Source organism: Spirosoma liriopis, from assembly GCF_023196085.1.
GTDB lineage: Bacteria > Bacteroidota > Bacteroidia > Cytophagales > Spirosomataceae > Spirosoma > Spirosoma oryzicola.
Map to the genome: position 1 here is coordinate 453,279 of NZ_JALPRF010000003.1, position 15,580 is coordinate 468,858.

Consider the following 15,580-nt stretch of genomic DNA (forward strand, 5'->3'; position numbering starts at 1 on the left):
GCCCTGTATCATACGGTACACACGCTACGCTGCGTCATACGTTTTTCAAAAAATTCTCCCACTCGGCAATCAGGTTCTTTTTCAGAACGCGCGGGAACTTGTGCTGACCACCCATTTTGCCGCGTGATTCCATCCAATCGTAAAAGGTTTTGACCGGCAGTACGGTTACCGTAATTTCTTTCAAAGCGTGCCGGCGTTCAACGGCGTAATCGTCGTTAAGCTCGTTTAATTTGGCGTCGATTCGGTCGCGAAGATCCGTGGCGTCAACGGCGTCGTCGGTGCCAACGTACCAGTGGTGCGCAAACAACGTGTCGTAGGATACGCCCGCAACGGTAAATTCCCGGATTGAAATGCCCAGATCATGCGATACCAGCTCAACGGCCTTGTTCATGTTATCAACCGACAGGTGTTCACCGCATAGACTCAGGAAATGCTTGGTCCGTCCGGTGATGACGATCTCGGAGCGCTTTTTACTGACAAACCGGATGGTATCGCCGATCAGGTAACGCCAGGCTCCCGAACAGGTCGATAGCAGCAAGGCGTATTCTTTGCCTTCCTCGACCTCATCAATCATCAGCGTTTGGGGCTTTGCTACCAGCTCCCCATCGGAAGAGAAGTTTTGCTCGTTGAATGGGATAAATTCGAAAAACAAGCCATTGTTAAGGACCAGTTGCATGCCTTCCGCGTTGGGATGAGACTGGTAGGCAATAAATCCCTCCGACGCCAGATAAGTCTCGATGTACGTGATGGGGTGGGCGAGAAGTTTTTCAAATCCCTGCCGGTACGGTTCAAACGACACGCCACCGTGGCAGAAAACCATCAGATTCGGCCAGACATCGTGAATCGTTTTCACGTTGTAGCGAGCGATGATTTTTTCCATCAGCAGCTGAATCCAGGCCGGAACGCCTACCACGTAGCCAATGTCCCAACTGCCCGCCTGCTCGGTGATCTCGTCCAGTTTAAGCGCCCAGTCGCGCTCCTGCGCGATTTCCCGACCGGGTTTGTAGAAACGCTGGAACCAGAACGGAATCTGACTGGCCGTAATGCCGCTCAGGTCGCCTTCGTAGTGGCCTTCCCGAGCGTTCAGCTGGGTGCTTCCTCCCAACATCAGATACCCTTTTTCGTACAGCGTTGACGGTAGGTTCTGGTAGCGGCCAAGCGTCAGAATCTGGCGGATGCTGGTGCGCTGGATGGCTTTCGACATCGATTTCGTAACCGGAATGTATTTCGAGGCCGCTTCCGAAGTGCCCGAGCTAAGCGCAAAATACTTTACCCGCCCTGGCCAGACAATGTCTTTTTCGCCCGCCAACGACCGTTTCCACCAGCCGTCGAACATCGAATTATAATCGTGGATGGGGACGAGTTGTTTGTATTTCTCGTAGAACTCGCGTGGCGTTCCAAACTCCGCCGAACTGAGTAATTCTTCGAAATGAAAAGCCTTGCCAAACTCCGTAAAGCGTGCTTTGCTGACGAGTTTACGGAACGCTTTGCGCTGTTGCTTGAACGGATTCGTTTTACGCAGCCGGACGGCGTTGGTCAACCGAATACCGTTTTTGAGCATACTGCCTAATAGAGCCATAGTCTACGGTGTGCTATACGATGTATTCTGATTACACCGTAAATTCTTATAAGTTCCAATTCTTCAACTCGTTTACCATCGCGTACGAAGTCAGATCGTACTGGCAGGGGACAACGGACGTGTAGTTCTGCGAAAGCGCGTACTCGTCGGTGTCTTCGGCGTGGGTATCGAAATTGACGAAATCGCCCGCCAGCCAGAAATACCGGCGTCCGTGCGGATCGCGCCGTTCGTCGAACACTTCCTGCCATTTGGCATGCGCCTGACGGCATATCCGAATGCCTTTCAGCGGCTCGGCTGCTTTGGCCGGGAAGTTGACGTTCAGCGCGGTACCGCGTTTTATGCCGCGTTCCAGCACGGTTTGAGTAATGGCCAGGATGTGCTCGTGGGTATGCGAAAAATCGGCCTGCCGCGTAAAGTCGCCCAGCGAAAAGCCGATGGCGGGAATGCCTTCAATGGCGGCTTCGATGGCTGCCGACATCGTACCCGAATACAGAACACTGATAGCCGAGTTGCTGCCGTGGTTGATGCCGCTTACCACCAGATCGGGAGCGCGATCTTTCAAAACGTGGTTCTTGGCTATTTTCACGCAGTCGGCGGGCGTACCCGAACATTCGTAAGCCGGTACATCGCCGAAAATGTCGGAGGGGTACAGTCGAATCGGATGAGCAATGGTGATGGCGTGTCCCATCCCCGACTGAGGGCTGTTCGGGGCGACCACCACCACTGAACCGAGGGTTTTCATCAATTCAACGAGTGTCCGAATGCCGGGGGCGGTGATACCGTCGTCGTTCGTTACTAAAATCAGAGGCTTATGTTCGGCCATAAAAAGTTGCTAATCGTCCGGTATCCGTCAACAGTTGCTGATCGGCAGGGTAGGTGCCACCACACAGTGCTATTAATGGACTTAGTATATTTGCTACAAAACTACGTAAATAGACCAAACGTGCCGTTTAAACTTCGTACTGCTTCGCCCGACGACATCCCGGCCATTATCCGGTTGCAGGAACAGATTTGGGAACCGACCTACCGATCCATTTTGGCGCCCGATCAGATCGCGTACATGTTTACGATGATGTACTCGCCCGAAGCGCTTCAGGAACAGATGACTACACGGGGTCATACGTTTGTGCTGCTTGAAATAGAACACGACGATCAGGCGCCGGAACTACGCGGATTTGCGGCTTTTTCGGCGTACAGACCCGACGATAAATCGTTTAAATTGCATAAGATCTACGTGCTGCCCGCCACGCAGGGAAGCGGTTTGGGTCGAGCGCTCCTCACTGAAGTTGAAAATCGATGCCGGGCAAAGGGTGGCGAGGAACTGCTGCTGAATGTGAATCGGTACAACAAAGCGCGGACCTTCTATGAAAAGGTAGGCTTTCGGGTGGTCGGCGAAGAGGATATTGCCATCGGTCCGTACTGGATGAACGATTATAGCATGAGCAAATCCCTGGTTGATCAGTCCGCCCATAATTCCGCTTCGGTATGACGGCTCCTGTGCTGGTGTCGGTTGTCGTGCCGCTGTACAACGAAGCGGATAATGTCGGTCCACTGCTGGACCGTATTCGTGCCGCCCTGACGACGCTTTCGTACGAACTGATTCTGGTGGATGATGGATCGCGGGATGAAACCGTGGCCAAAGTCCGGCAGTTGGCTGATGCCCAGACGAAGCTGATAATTCTGGCCCGTAATTACGGACAGACAACGGCCCTTGCCGCCGGTATTGATGCCGCAACCGGTACGTATGTCGCGACGCTGGACGGCGATTTGCAGAATGATCCCATTGATATTCCCGTGATGCTGCAACACGCACAAAGCGGCAACTGGGATGTGGTGGCGGGTAATCGGGCCAACCGACAGGACGGCATGCTCCTGCGCAAACTACCGAGTCGAATGGCCAACGCGCTGATCCGGCGGCTGACGGGGGTTTACCTACAGGATTACGGCTGTACGCTCAAAATATTCCGTCGGGAGGTGGCCCAGGCTTTGGGGCTTTATGGTGAGCTGCACCGCTTCATTCCCGTGCTGGCCGCCATGCAAGGAAGCCGCATGACACAGATGGATGTTCGGCATCATCCCCGTATCCACGGCGTTTCCAAGTACGGTCTGGGACGCATTGGTCCCGTATTGAACGATTTACTGCTCGTCCTATTCCTGCAACGGTATTTCCGCCGGCCCATGCGGTTGTTTGGCCCCGCAGCTGCGCTTTCGCTGCTAACCGGACTGGTAGTGAGTGTTTACATCCTCGTCCAGAGACTGATGGGCGAAGCACTCAACCTAATCGCCTGGCTAACCCTGGTAGCCGTACTGATTCTCGGCGGATTACAGTTGCTTGCCTTTGGCCTGATTGCCGAAATGCAGATGCGAACCTATTTTGAAGGCGGACGCAAACCGACGTATCGAATACGTGAAGTCGTTCAGAAATAAACGCTTAGTCTGCTTTCGTTAATGTCAACGGTGTGGTGTTCTTTTGACCCCGCTGACTAACGAAACCCTGCATTGGCGAGTAACTTTGGGTTTGTTTGCCGTAATAACCCGTTCCATCGTAAGGCCGTAGTGCCGGGTCTTGTTTGCAGTCGTCCGAGCAGGTACCCTGGTGTTCATGCCCGCAGTCGTCGCACAGCGTAACGTGGTTGTTGCAGACCGGACTCGCGCAGTTGATCATCCGGTTGGTTTGGCTACCGCAGCGGTAACAGGTCGATATCGTTTCGGGGTTGATGTGGTTAACGGGAACCGTTACGCGGTTGTCAAAGACGTAACACTGCCCGTCGAAGTCTTCTCCGCCCGCTTCCATGCCGTACTTGATGATGCCACCGTGCAGCTGGTATACGTTTTCGAAACCCTGGGCCAGCAGGTAAGCCGACGCTTTTTCGCACTTGATACCACCCGTGCAGTACGTAATGACTTTCTTGTCTTTGAGGTGTTCGATTTCGTGGATATGCTCCGGCAGTTCGCGCAGATTTTCCATGTCGAACGTGATGGCTCCTTTGAACTTACCGACCGCGTGTTCGTAGTTCGACCGCATATCGACCAGCACAACGTCGGGATCGTTTTTAAGCTTTTTAAACTCGTCGGGTTCCAGATACTGACCGGTCTGCCGCAATGGATCGACAGGAAGGTCGGAATGGACGATTTCGCTTTTGATCCGAACGTGAAGTTTCTGAAAAGTATGGTCATCCGCTTCGTCCACTTTAAACTCAATACCGGCAAAACGCGGGTCGGCGTGTAAAGCGGCCATGTACGCTTCGCAATCGGCGGTCAGGCCGGAAACAGTTCCGTTCAATCCTTCGGGCGCGACAATCACACGGCCCAGCAAGTTTAGTTGCAGACACAGCAAATGATGTTCCTCGCGGTATTGGTCGGGGTTCTCGATGGGCGAATAGATATAGTACAGAAGAACGCGATATGGTTTCATTGTCGAAAGCGGATGCGTGAAAAAGCAATCGTTACGGTTGCCGATCGCTCGTTTTGTTCACAACTCTTGAAATTTCCTACAAAAATAAACCCATTTCGTTGAAGTTCGTTCCCTAATTTAGTCGTTTGCTTTCCGTTGTCCGGCCTCAGAAGCCGAGGAAGGGCGACCACTTAACTGCTACCGCATGCACATTGCAATAACCGGAAATATTGGCGCTGGCAAAACAACGCTGGCCGAACTGCTGGCCCGGCATTATGGCTGGGAGGTTTTGTACGAAGCCGTCGATGGAAATCCGTACCTGTCCGATTTCTACGAAGACATGCCCCGCTGGGCGTTTAACCTTCAGATTTACTTTCTGAACAGCCGGTTTGCGCAGATGCGTCTGATACTGGACCTTAGCAAGCAGCAACAAACATCGGTTATCCAGGATCGGACCATCTACGAAGACGCGTCTATCTTCGCTCGTAACCTGTATTTGCTGGGTACGTTGAGCGAGCGTGATTACCAGACGTACTACGGCGTATTCGAAAACATGATGAGTCTGGTCCGCCCCCCTGATCTGATGATTTACCTCCGGGCCGATTTACCCAAACTCCGCAAGCAGATCCGGAAGCGTGGCCGCTCCTTCGAACAGTCAATCAGCGACGAGTACCTGAGCAGCCTGAATGAGCTTTACGAAGAATTTGTGGCTGCTTACACCATCGGCGAATTATTGATTGTTGATGTGAACGAGCTGGACTATACGGAGCACCCCGCCGATTTTCTGGAGATCGTGCGTCAGATTGATGGGCGGCTGGCCGAGCTACGTAGCGTGGAGCGCCCCGCGTAGGTGGTAGGAGCGATGCCTTTGTAAAGTGATCCGGGTAAGTAAAGCGGGGAACGTCAAAAAGGGGTATTCGGCTGAACTACTTACTAAGGTTAACCTTGTTTTTGGGCAGTTTATTGAGAACCAGCCAATATGTGCATACTGACTCGTAGAGCGTCTGGAACTGCGTGAGTCCATCCGGTTTTCCAAGGAATGAGTTAACGCCTGCTTCGTAGCAGGAAGCGATTTCGGCCTGATCAACGGTATTGCTCATCATAACGACCGGAATATGCCGCCACTGCGGATGTTGCTTTAAATACCGCAATGTCTGGTGGCCGTTTAGAACGGGCATGTGCAGATCCAGGATAATCAAGGCAGGCTGCTCGGGTGGTTCGGTCAGTATATGCTGTTGTAATTCACTACCAGACGTAAAGAATCGAACGGGGTACTGGGGCAAAAAACGCGTAAAAACCTGACCAGTCAAGAACCGGTAGTCGGCTTCGTCATCGACGATAAAAACTCGGAACTCAGTCTGCATAAAAATTCATATACCGTATTGACGTTAGCTAATTTGCAATCAACTTGTATTTGTCATTCATGGCGAGAATGAATCCTAATTAGTTATGCACTGGACCACCTGCATTTGAGCTTGTATACAAATAACGATTGAACCGATTCGTACCCTATACGGCCACAAATCATGGAGGAGTGAAAATTAATTTCGGCGGGCGTAGGGGTTTACCGATAACTAGGTGTCTTAGAACAGACCAGGCGCATCTGTAGCGAAAATGATAGCTTTGCCGTATCCAACCACTCACCCCCCTACGTCAGTGCAACCAACTGAAGAGGACGTATTAGCGGCTATTCGGCAGGGCAACGAGCGCGTTTTCGAAACCGTCTTTCGGCTGCACTACGCGCCGTTATGCCGGTACGCCCGCCAATTCCTGCCCGATGCCGACGATGCCGAAGAAGAAGTGCAGGCTATGTTTCTCGCGTTCTGGGAAAAGCGTGAAGGGCTTCTGATTACAACATCGCTGAAGTCGTACCTATTTCGGGCCGTACACAATCGGTGCCTGAACCGGATCAAGCATTTTGCTATCCGCGATGAACACCGGCAGCATACGCTTTACGCGGGCGACACGACAGCGGAGTCACCGGTACAGGCGCTCCTGGGCGACGAACTGTCCGACCGGATACAGACGGCCATCCAAAAATTACCCGAACAGTGCCGGCTGGCCTTTACGCTAAGTCGGTTCGACGAACTGAAATACCAGGAGATTGCCGATCAATTGGGAATTTCGGTGAAAACGGTCGAAAATCAGATTGGCAAGGCACTCCGTATCCTGCGTACCGAATTGAGCGATTATTTACCACTGGCTTTACTGACGTGGCTGTTAAGTCACCCCTGAATCATGGCAGACCAACGACCCATAGATGACGCTTTGCTGGCAAAATTCCTGGCGGGCGAAACCGACCCTAGTGAGTCGGCGCGGGTACAGCAGTGGCTCGCCAGTCAGGATTCAGCCCCGAACGAACCCAGCCAGGCGGATTTTGAGCGTTTTGCGCAGCTATGGCAGAACGCTACTCCCGCCGACGAGAAGCCAATTGACACCAATGCAGCCTGGCTATTGGTGCAGCAGAAAATGCAGGCGACTGAATCTCGCACTTCGGCGAAAGCCGATTCTGTTGTCAAGCCAATGCCCGTTCAAAAACCGCAACCGGGTAGGTCAGCCGAACCCCAGCCGCCACGTCATCAGCCGATCTGGAATCGGGCTATCTGGCGGGCTGCTGCCGTGCTGGTCGTAGCCGTTGGGGTAGGGTGGCTGGTCTTTCAATTCCAGAACAAGCAGCGTCCGGCGGAGGCTTACCTGACTCTTACAACAACGGATCAACGGGCTGAGCGAATCCTACCCGATGGCACGAAAGTGTGGCTAAATCACCACTCGACCCTGCGTTATCCGACCCTTTTTGACGACGATAGCCGAGCGGTCACGCTAACGGGTGAAGCGTATTTTGAGGTCATGCCGGATGCCGGGCGACCGTTTCGCATTCAGGCCCGGCAAACCACGGTGCAGGTGCTGGGGACTTCGTTCAACGTTCGGGCTTATGATGCAAACGTCAGCGTGGCCGTTCAGACGGGGAAAGTGCGATTCGCCAGTAAACGCAAAGCGGTGTTGCTGACCAAAAATCAGCAGGCCACCTTCGATCTGAAAGGGGACACCATTCGCCGGTCGCTTCAATTGGCTACGAATGTGTTTGCCTACAAAACCGGGCAGTTGGTGTTCGACAATGAGCCGCTCCGGGACGTAGTGAAAACGCTGAATCAGGTGTATAACGCCGACGTACGACTCGGTAATGAGCCGCTGGGCAGTTGTCGGTTAACGACCCGCTTCGACAATGCACCGTTGAACGCGGTCGTTGCAATCACCGCCGAAACGCTTGGCCTGCGGGTCCGGCACGTTGGCAGGCAGGTAATTTTAGACGGAACCTGTCAGTGAGTAGGGGATAAGTTCCCATCAGCTGTCTTGGTTGAAAATTAGCTGTACAATGACTTTTCTTCGTTCCTGGATTTCTCTATTTCTCTTTTGTTCCGCCATCGGGTTACGGGCGCAATCGGCACCCCCGCTCGAACGGCTAATTACGGTCAATATTCGAAACCAGCGGGTTGAGGAAGCCCTCCGCCAGATCAGCACTGCCGGCCATTTCGCGTTTTCGTACAACCCGGCGCACATCGACAAAAGTGCTGTTGTAAGCGTTCGGTTGACGAACGGGACGGTTCGGCAGGTGCTAAATCAGGTGTTTGCCAATGGTATGACCTTTAAATCGCGGGGGAATCACGTCATTCTGCTGCGGGTGGACCCAACCGAACCGACGCCCAAGAATCTGCTGCTGGACGGTTATATCCTCGATGAACAGACCGGAAAGCGAATTGCCCAGGCCAGTATTTTTGAAAAAACAACCCTTGCCTCAACCGTCAGCAACCCATTCGGCTACTACCGCATCAAACTCCCCGCTGATTTGCCAAGCATTCGGCTCGACGTGCGTAAACAAGCGTACGTGCGGGAGACCGTTACGATTCGCGGTACGTTTACGCATACGGTCAATGTCCGCCTGAAACCGCTACCCCAGCAAATCAGCGTCGAAACCATACCCATTCGCATAACCGACGATACCACCCGGTCGGCGATGGCGTTGGCCGTCAATAGCGTTCCCGTGGAGATGCCTGCGATGGTTAATGACACAACACCGGAACAGAAACCCTGGTCAATAATCGAACGCGGCCGAATCGGCATCATGAATTTGTTTGTATCGACGCAACAAGCCATTCACGACATCAACCTCAGCCGCGATACGCTTTACCGCGACTGGCAGGTGTCTCTGGTGCCTTACATCGGCACGAACCACCGGCTGAGCGGTCGAATCATCAACCGGCTTTCATTCAACGCCTTAGTGGGGTATTCGTTTGGTGTCCGTTCGTTTGAGGTGGGTGGGTTGCTCAACCTTGTACAAGCTGATGTTCATGGTTTCCAGGCGGGTGGACTCGGTAACCTTGTCGGACGCAACGTGACAGGAGCGCAGTTTGGCGGCTTGTTTAACGTCGCTGGAGGGCAGGTAAATGGCTTTCAGGCGGGTGGGCTATTCAACGTCAATTTAAAGCAGGCGTCGGGTGTTCAGGTTGGTGGTTTGTTCAACGCTACCCTGGGCGACCAGCCGGGGATGGTGCAGATCGGCGGTTTATTAAACTTCGCCGGTGGCTCGATCGACGGAGTGCAGTTAGCCGGGTTGGTCAACTACGCGCGCAATGACGTGCGGGGCTGGCAGATCAGCGGGTTGCTGAACCGGGCGCGGACCGTTACGCGGGGGCACCAAATCGGGTTGATAAACTTAGCTGATTCCGTCGAAAAGGTGCCGATTGGCTTATTTAGCCACGTACGGAAAGGCGGTTATCGACGGATTGAGGTAGCCACGGACGAGGTAAATCTGCTTAATATAGCCTACCGAACGGGCGTCCGGCGTTTCTATAACATTTTCACCGCGGGGACGAGTTTCGAGCGAATCGGTAGCCCCACAGTAAGTGCGGGGTACGGGTTAGGAACGGCGTTTACCCTATCGCGACGGACGATGATGAGCCTTGAAGCGACAGCGCATCACTTGTTCTACAACCGGGGTTATTACGAAAATAATCAACAGATTCGTCTGGGCACGTTGATCGAGACACGATTCAGCAAACACCTGTCACTTGCTTTTGGCCCTTCCGTCAACTGGTATTTTAGCGAGGACGAAGCCAGTCGCCCCGTCACGCAGCCGACCCTTTCGCTTTTCGATAATCGCGTTTCAGCTTTCGGCTCTACCTACCACTGGGGCTGGATTGGCTTTCAGGCCGGACTACGGTTCGGTAATTCGTGACCTTTTTTTTTGGAGCAAAAAAAAGCACGGCGCATAGGGGTATTCGCTAATTCGATTGTCCTGATTGCGAAGTCTGAGATTTGGGATCACTACTTTGCTACAAAACGGTATAGGTTCCTGAAACGACTCGCTGTTAGGGAAACAACAATGAATTAACACCATGAAGCGTAAATCATTTTTTCAGTTCCTGTGCACTGCCTTTCTGATTATCAACCTTATCTCCTGTGGCTGGCGTCGGGAAGACATCGGTCCTTTTCAAAGCGATCAGCGAACGTTCGGTCTAGGCAATTTTGACCGGCTCGACATGGGCAGCGCATTTACCATAACGGTTCAACCAGGAAACGACTACCGCATCCTGGCCGAGGGCGACCGACGAAACCTGGATGATCTGGATGTGTACACCCGCAACGGAACCTTGTATGCCCGCTACCGCAATTCCCGCAACCGGCAGTACGAAACGTCGTTTACGATTACCATGCCGACGCTGCGGGGCGTTGCCTTTTCGGGAGCCAGTCAATCGTCGATAGCGGGTTTTTTGGATCTGAACGAGTTCGATATTGAGCTGTCGGGGGCCTCGAAGGGTCAGTTTACGGTACAGGCCAGACAAGTGAAGGTTGCGTTATCGGGTGCGTCAAATCTGCAACTCAGTGGTGCCGGAACTTCGCTCGGAACGGATTTGTCGGGAGCGTCGATGCTCCAGGCGTTTGCGTATCCGGTCGATGCGGCAAACCTGAATCTGTCCGGGGCCAGTAAAGCAAATGTGAGCGTATCGGGTTCGCTGGACATCGAGGCCAGCGGAGCGAGTAACGTCCGGTACCGGGGAAGACCTTCGGTGCGGCAGCGGTTGAGCGGAGCCAGTTCGGTTGAGACCGATTAACCCAATCGAACCGTGGTAGCGTCGCTAAGTTGACTTGTAAACGTACGAGTAGCGACGCTGCCAGTCAGAAATGGGGCCTTCGGCACAATCATCGAGGCTTGTTCAGATCGGCTTTCAGAGCATTCAGCCTGCGAATGGACTGCACCACGGATCGTACGGTATGGTAGTTGATCTTCCAGGAATGACTCATATGCGTCCAGATCGGAATGCCCTGCCGGGTCATCAGCGGCCACCATTCACCAACGGAGTGATTGACCATTTTGTCCATGACAAAGCGGTGAACGTTCTCGTAAGCCTGCCAGTAGCGTTCGTCGCCGAATAGGCGGTAGGCGTCCAGAAAGCCAATGAGCACCTCGGCCTGCTGCCAGAATTCTTTTTCCCGGTCATACACCTCGCCCGCGTGTGACCCTTCGACGAAGACCCCGCCAAACGCCCAGTCGACGCCATGCTCAACGGCGTGGACAAAGGATTTCACGAACTGATCGCGGTATAAATCATAAGTCAGATTCAGGACGGAGAGCGCGTGGAGCAGGAGCCAGGCGAATTCAACATTATGGCCGTAACTGGTATTGTCTTCGGCGGCTCGCTTAACCCCGTCTTCCGTGAAGCGGTCCCAGCCCCAGATAACATCGAATTTGATTTGGGGCGCTACCTGCCAGTCGGCCCAGAACTGCGGTATGCCCGTTCCGTACACCGGATGCATGATTCGCTTGACCAGCAGTTCGATCACTTCCAGCAACTTTCGCCGATGAAGCGGTTGACGTGTGCACTCGTACAAGGTGGTAAACGCTTCCATCAGGTGCATGTGTACATCGAGTGTTTTGCGGTCACCGCCACCAGCCTCCGGTCCGTTGAGCGTCCAGTCGCGGTGAAACATCTCGAAATAGCCGCCGTAGGTCGTATCGGTGGCGTGTTTCTGCAAGAGATCAAACACGTTACGGGCGTATTTTATCCCGCGCGGATCGCCCGTTGCGAGCGTGTACTCACTCAGGCAATAAATCGCGAAACTCTGCCCGTACACAATTTTCTGGTCGTTCAGCACCTCGCCTTTCCGGTTGGTCATCCAGTAAAAACCGCCGTATTCTTCATCCCACATCGAGTTTAAAAGGTAATCAACTCCGTGCCGGGCCAGCTCCGCCAGGGTACCCTCGCCATAACCCGCCCGATGGGCCGATGCGTAGGTGTAGATGGACCGGGTCTGGGCAATGAGCGATTTTTCGTCTTCGCCGGAGTCGTTGCCGTACTGATCAAAATGAGTGATGAAACCACCATTCACTGCATCGACGGTTCGGGTTGTCCAGAAGGGGAGCAGTTCGTTAGTCAGGTGCACGTGGAGTTCCTGAATGTGCTGGTCGAAGACTTCGTTAGTCATGGGCGTAGTGGCTATGGTGTAACGCGAGGATTTCGGATAAACAGGCCGTACCGGTCTGATTGCACTTCTGGACGGTCACGGCGGCTGCCAAGTTCGCCAGCGTCAGGGCCTGGCTCATGGACGCGCCCGCTCCCTGACAAGCCGCCCAGGTCGCAACGACGGTATCGCCCGCGCCAACGGTATCCAGCGGCCCTGCCAGTGTCAGCCCGTCGACGCGCTTCGTTTCGGCTTGGTCGATACACAAAATACCGGCGGGACCACGGGTTATCAGCAAGGGTCCGCCAATTCGTTTTTGCAAAACTTCCCCGTGTTGGAGACACCAGTTCAGGTCTGGTTCGTTTGGGTGGTCGATAGCCAGAAAACGGGCTAGTTCGGCGGTGTTTACTTTTAGCGTAGCCCCCTGCACCTGCGTTCCTTCCCTGCGCATATCAGCAATGAACCGCACGTTGGGAAATCGGGCGATCCGCTCGTTCAATTGGGCAACCCGCTCGCCCGTGAGCAGCGGGTGGGCAAACTGCTGATTGATAACCAACACGTCTAGTTTGGGCAGCAACTGGTCCAGATCGGCCAATAGCGACCCAAAAAACAGGTCGGATACGGTATTACCCGTGCCGAAATCAATCCGATTGGCCTCCCGACCGTTTCGCGCTGGCTTGGTATACAGGCAGGTGTCCCATCCGTCGGCGATCGTGTACAAGTACCTCGTATCAACACCCAGTGAATCGAACAGGTAGCGCATTTCCCGCCCGAACAGGTCGTTACCCACGCAGCCGATCACCTGAATGCTGGATACGCCCAGGGCCGCCAGGTTTTGAACGACGTTGCCTGCTGCTCCCAGTGATGCCCTCGGATGGCTTCCCCAGAACACATCCAGCCCTGTTTCCAGCGATTGTTCTCCGGTGTCGGTCCGGAGGTCGACGTATAAATCCACCGCAAAATCGCCGATAACGCCGACCCTGACGCCCGTGAACCGGTCGAAAAGAAGGTTGATGTCGGTACTCGTCATTGAATCAGGACCGCAGTCGGGCGGGCAACCAAATTGGCTAGACAACGGGGTAGTAGCGGCTGAATTCTTTGTCATCGAAAAGGCTACAGATTCAGGATGAGGCACTTTGAGTATAAAAGGAGGTTTGTATCAATTTATAACTAAATGGGTCAGTTCAGGCTGCTTTTCCGACATTTCGGTAGCGGTCAGCGCTGGTCTGCCGCACCGCAGCGGTATATTTAGTCGCGCATGGAAAAGCTGAACGACCGATGGATGCGGCTGGTGGGGGTGCCACTCATCTGCCTGGTATCCAATTTTATTTTCTTTCAACCCGCCAACGATGCCCACCACATCAGCCGGTGGGTTGCCCTGAGTGCGAGTCTGGTGGAGTGCCTATTGATTTGGGAAATCGCCCGGCTGGGTATCATCCGGGCGCGTCGGCATCACCCGACATTGAAGCAGACAACACCCCGCATTATCGAACAGGTGCTTTGGTTTAGCGTTACGACCGTTGTGCAGCGGCTTGCCCTTGTTTATCTGTACGATGTGACGGAGTTTTGGGGCTATCCCATGACGGAGCGATCTTATTGGGTCAATACGCTGATTCCGTTTCTGTTCACCGTGCCGCTGGCCGCCATTTACGAAGCCCGTTATCTTTACCGCCAGTGGTGGGCCACGTACTACGAAGCCGAACAGCTCAAAAAACAAGCGTTGCAAAGCCAGCTCGATTCGCTCAAAGCGCAGATAAATCCCCATTTTCTGTTCAACAGCCTGAGCACACTTTCCTCGCTGGTCAGCGAAAATCCTAAACAGGCCGAGCGGTTCATCGAAGAATTAGCCCTGGTGTACCGCTATGTTCTGCAAACCAACGAACAGGCCCTAACAACACTCGACAGTGAATTGCAGTTTATCCGGGCGTACTTTCACCTGCTGCAAATGCGTTTCGGACGAAGCGTAGAACTCTACATCGCCGTGGACGAATCCTGTCGTTCGTTACTTATCCCGCCCCTGACGTTGCAACTACTGGTTGAGAACGCGGTCAAGCATAACACCGCCTTACCCAATCGCCCGTTGCTCATAAGCATTGACACCGATCCGGACCGACGGTTGTTTGTGCGCAATACATTGCATAAAAAACAAATTCGGGTGCCTTCGAATGGAACCGGGCTGGCGAATATCACCGCCAAATACAGGCTTATGGGCCAACCCGCCGTTGTCATCGAACAGACCGACACGCATTTTCAGGTAATGATTCCGCTTATTCACCAAACCCGCTATGACTACGCTCATCATTGAAGACGAAGAACTGACGGCCCGTAAACTTGGGCGATTGCTGGTGGAGGTTGACCCCGCCGTCCGGGTGGTCGGTACGACCGTCAGCGTAGACGAATCGGTTGAATGGCTTCGGACAAACCCGCGTCCCGACCTGATTTTTATGGATATCGAACTGGCTGATGGGCAGAGTTTTGCGATTTTTGATCAGGTGCCGATAACGAGTCCGGTTATTTTTACGACCGCCTACGACGAATACGCCATTAAAGCCTTCAAGGTCAATAGCATCGACTACCTGCTCAAGCCGGTCAAAGAAGATGATCTTCGGCAGGCATTGGCTAAATTACAAACGCTTAGACACGTACTGACGTCCCAAACCGCCGGAATGGGATCGCTGGAAGGAGCATTGGCTACGTTGCTTCAACAAGTGCGTGACGCATCGGTAGCCGCGCCCGTAACAACGACAGTCGTTCTAGCACACACGTCTACAAACGGAACCTACCGGGAGCGATTTATGATCAAGCAGGGGCAGCGGTTGTTTTCGATTGGTGTTGACGAGGTGGCTTATTTCGTGACCCGCAACAAGATGTCGTTTCTCAAAACCCGCGACGATTCGGAATGGCTGCTTGATTATACCATGGACGAACTGGCGCAGATGCTCGACCCACAACGCTTTTTCCGGCTCAATCGGCAGATCATTGCCGAGATGCGGGCCGTGGATAAAGTGCACCTGTATTTTAACGGAAAACTTAAGGTGATACTCCGTCCCGCTTTTGACGAAGAAGTGGTGGTCAGTCGGGAGCGGGCGGGCGATTTCAAGCGTTGGCTGGGTGAATAAAACCGACGCTCCGGCCCTAAATCCGGGCAG

Annotated in this window: 15 protein-coding genes; 9 read left to right on the plus strand and 6 right to left on the minus strand. The window is 53.6% G+C overall.

All coding sequences use genetic code 11. From position 1 onward, the window contains the following. Nucleotides 1–34: 34 nt before the first annotated feature. On the minus strand, nucleotides 35–1,579 hold the full coding sequence (locus M0L20_RS18725) for a GH3 family acyl-acid amido synthetase (RefSeq protein ID WP_248478530.1): 1,545 nt from the start codon (nucleotides 1,577–1,579) through the stop codon (nucleotides 35–37). Between the two features lie 46 nt (nucleotides 1,580–1,625). Beyond that, nucleotides 1,626–2,402, minus strand: a complete 777-nt coding sequence (gene surE, locus M0L20_RS18730) for a 5'/3'-nucleotidase SurE (protein WP_232562719.1) — start codon at nucleotides 2,400–2,402, stop codon at nucleotides 1,626–1,628. A gap of 120 nt (nucleotides 2,403–2,522) precedes the next feature. Here surE and M0L20_RS18735 point away from each other — a divergent pair, with 120 nt between their 5' ends. Both M0L20_RS18735 and M0L20_RS18740 read left to right on the plus strand, forming a co-directional pair. After that, nucleotides 2,523–3,068 (plus strand): GNAT family N-acetyltransferase, encoded by a 546-nt coding sequence (locus M0L20_RS18735; RefSeq protein ID WP_248478531.1) that lies wholly within the window; start codon nucleotides 2,523–2,525, stop codon nucleotides 3,066–3,068. Then, the gene (locus M0L20_RS18740) at nucleotides 3,065–4,006 is read left to right on the plus strand and encodes a glycosyltransferase family 2 protein (RefSeq protein WP_248478533.1); all 942 of its coding nucleotides are present in this window, start codon (nucleotides 3,065–3,067) and stop codon (nucleotides 4,004–4,006) included. Before M0L20_RS18735 ends, M0L20_RS18740 begins: the two co-directional genes overlap by 4 nt. A gap of 4 nt (nucleotides 4,007–4,010) precedes the next feature. On the opposite strand, the gene trhO is transcribed toward M0L20_RS18740, so the two are convergent. Next, on the minus strand, nucleotides 4,011–4,994 hold the full coding sequence (gene trhO, locus M0L20_RS18745; RefSeq protein ID WP_232562722.1) for an oxygen-dependent tRNA uridine(34) hydroxylase TrhO: 984 nt from the start codon (nucleotides 4,992–4,994) through the stop codon (nucleotides 4,011–4,013). Between the two features lie 184 nt (nucleotides 4,995–5,178). Between trhO and M0L20_RS18750 the strand changes: the two genes are divergently transcribed. Further along, entirely contained in the window at nucleotides 5,179–5,823 is a 645-nt protein-coding gene (locus tag M0L20_RS18750) for a deoxynucleoside kinase (RefSeq protein ID WP_248478534.1), read from the plus strand. 76 nt (nucleotides 5,824–5,899) lie between these two features. Here M0L20_RS18750 and M0L20_RS18755 read toward each other — a convergent pair whose 3' ends face one another. Beyond that, entirely contained in the window at nucleotides 5,900–6,337 is a 438-nt protein-coding gene (locus tag M0L20_RS18755) for a response regulator (RefSeq protein ID WP_232562724.1), read from the minus strand. 292 nt (nucleotides 6,338–6,629) lie between these two features. On the opposite strand from M0L20_RS18755, the gene M0L20_RS18760 reads away from it, so the two are divergent. From M0L20_RS18760 to M0L20_RS18775, 4 genes are all read left to right on the plus strand, one after another. Next, nucleotides 6,630–7,208: an RNA polymerase sigma-70 factor gene (locus tag M0L20_RS18760; protein WP_248478535.1), complete on the plus strand. Its 579-nt coding sequence runs from the start codon at nucleotides 6,630–6,632 to the stop codon at nucleotides 7,206–7,208. Nucleotides 7,209–7,211: 3 nt separating this feature from the next. Further along, nucleotides 7,212–8,297, plus strand: a complete 1,086-nt coding sequence (locus M0L20_RS18765; protein WP_248478536.1) for a FecR family protein — start codon at nucleotides 7,212–7,214, stop codon at nucleotides 8,295–8,297. A 49-nt stretch (nucleotides 8,298–8,346) separates the two neighbouring features. Beyond that, nucleotides 8,347–10,206, plus strand: coding sequence for an STN and carboxypeptidase regulatory-like domain-containing protein (locus tag M0L20_RS18770; protein WP_248478537.1), 1,860 nt, complete (start codon nucleotides 8,347–8,349; stop codon nucleotides 10,204–10,206). 160 nt (nucleotides 10,207–10,366) lie between these two features. After that, nucleotides 10,367–11,083 (plus strand): head GIN domain-containing protein, encoded by a 717-nt coding sequence (locus tag M0L20_RS18775; protein ID WP_248478538.1) that lies wholly within the window; start codon nucleotides 10,367–10,369, stop codon nucleotides 11,081–11,083. 88 nt (nucleotides 11,084–11,171) lie between these two features. On the opposite strand, the gene M0L20_RS18780 is transcribed toward M0L20_RS18775, so the two are convergent. Both M0L20_RS18780 and M0L20_RS18785 read right to left on the minus strand, forming a co-directional pair. After that, the gene (locus M0L20_RS18780; RefSeq protein ID WP_248478539.1) at nucleotides 11,172–12,455 is read right to left on the minus strand and encodes an AGE family epimerase/isomerase; all 1,284 of its coding nucleotides are present in this window, start codon (nucleotides 12,453–12,455) and stop codon (nucleotides 11,172–11,174) included. Further along, nucleotides 12,448–13,536: a bifunctional heptose 7-phosphate kinase/heptose 1-phosphate adenyltransferase gene (locus tag M0L20_RS18785; RefSeq protein WP_354004222.1), complete on the minus strand. Its 1,089-nt coding sequence runs from the start codon at nucleotides 13,534–13,536 to the stop codon at nucleotides 12,448–12,450. The genes M0L20_RS18780 and M0L20_RS18785 overlap by 8 nt, the downstream gene beginning before the upstream one ends. 153 nt (nucleotides 13,537–13,689) lie before the next feature. On the opposite strand from M0L20_RS18785, the gene M0L20_RS18790 reads away from it, so the two are divergent. Beyond that, nucleotides 13,690–14,736 (plus strand): sensor histidine kinase, encoded by a 1,047-nt coding sequence (locus M0L20_RS18790; RefSeq protein WP_248478541.1) that lies wholly within the window; start codon nucleotides 13,690–13,692, stop codon nucleotides 14,734–14,736. After that, entirely contained in the window at nucleotides 14,717–15,550 is an 834-nt protein-coding gene (locus M0L20_RS18795; RefSeq protein ID WP_248478543.1) for a LytR/AlgR family response regulator transcription factor, read from the plus strand. Before M0L20_RS18790 ends, M0L20_RS18795 begins: the two co-directional genes overlap by 20 nt. Nucleotides 15,551–15,580 lie beyond the last annotated feature (30 nt).

Excerpts from the sequence above, each read along its gene's own strand:
- trhO (WP_232562722.1), bottom strand. The coding sequence starts at position 4,994 with ATGAAACCATATCGCGTTCTTCTGTACTATATCTATTCGCCCATCGAG.
- M0L20_RS18725 (WP_248478530.1), bottom strand. The coding sequence starts at position 1,579 with ATGGCTCTATTAGGCAGTATGCTCAAAAACGGTATTCGGTTGACCAAC.
- surE (WP_232562719.1), bottom strand. The coding sequence starts at position 2,402 with ATGGCCGAACATAAGCCTCTGATTTTAGTAACGAACGACGACGGTATC.
- M0L20_RS18775 (WP_248478538.1), top strand. The coding sequence starts at position 10,367 with ATGAAGCGTAAATCATTTTTTCAGTTCCTGTGCACTGCCTTTCTGATT.
- M0L20_RS18765 (WP_248478536.1), top strand. The coding sequence starts at position 7,212 with ATGGCAGACCAACGACCCATAGATGACGCTTTGCTGGCAAAATTCCTG.
- M0L20_RS18750 (WP_248478534.1), top strand. The coding sequence starts at position 5,179 with ATGCACATTGCAATAACCGGAAATATTGGCGCTGGCAAAACAACGCTG.
- M0L20_RS18785 (WP_354004222.1), bottom strand. The coding sequence starts at position 13,536 with ATGACAAAGAATTCAGCCGCTACTACCCCGTTGTCTAGCCAATTTGGT.
- M0L20_RS18790 (WP_248478541.1), top strand. The coding sequence starts at position 13,690 with ATGGAAAAGCTGAACGACCGATGGATGCGGCTGGTGGGGGTGCCACTC.
- M0L20_RS18780 (WP_248478539.1), bottom strand. The coding sequence starts at position 12,455 with ATGACTAACGAAGTCTTCGACCAGCACATTCAGGAACTCCACGTGCAC.
- M0L20_RS18755 (WP_232562724.1), bottom strand. The coding sequence starts at position 6,337 with ATGCAGACTGAGTTCCGAGTTTTTATCGTCGATGACGAAGCCGACTAC.
- M0L20_RS18770 (WP_248478537.1), top strand. The coding sequence starts at position 8,347 with ATGACTTTTCTTCGTTCCTGGATTTCTCTATTTCTCTTTTGTTCCGCC.
- M0L20_RS18740 (WP_248478533.1), top strand. The coding sequence starts at position 3,065 with ATGACGGCTCCTGTGCTGGTGTCGGTTGTCGTGCCGCTGTACAACGAA.
- M0L20_RS18795 (WP_248478543.1), top strand. The coding sequence starts at position 14,717 with ATGACTACGCTCATCATTGAAGACGAAGAACTGACGGCCCGTAAACTT.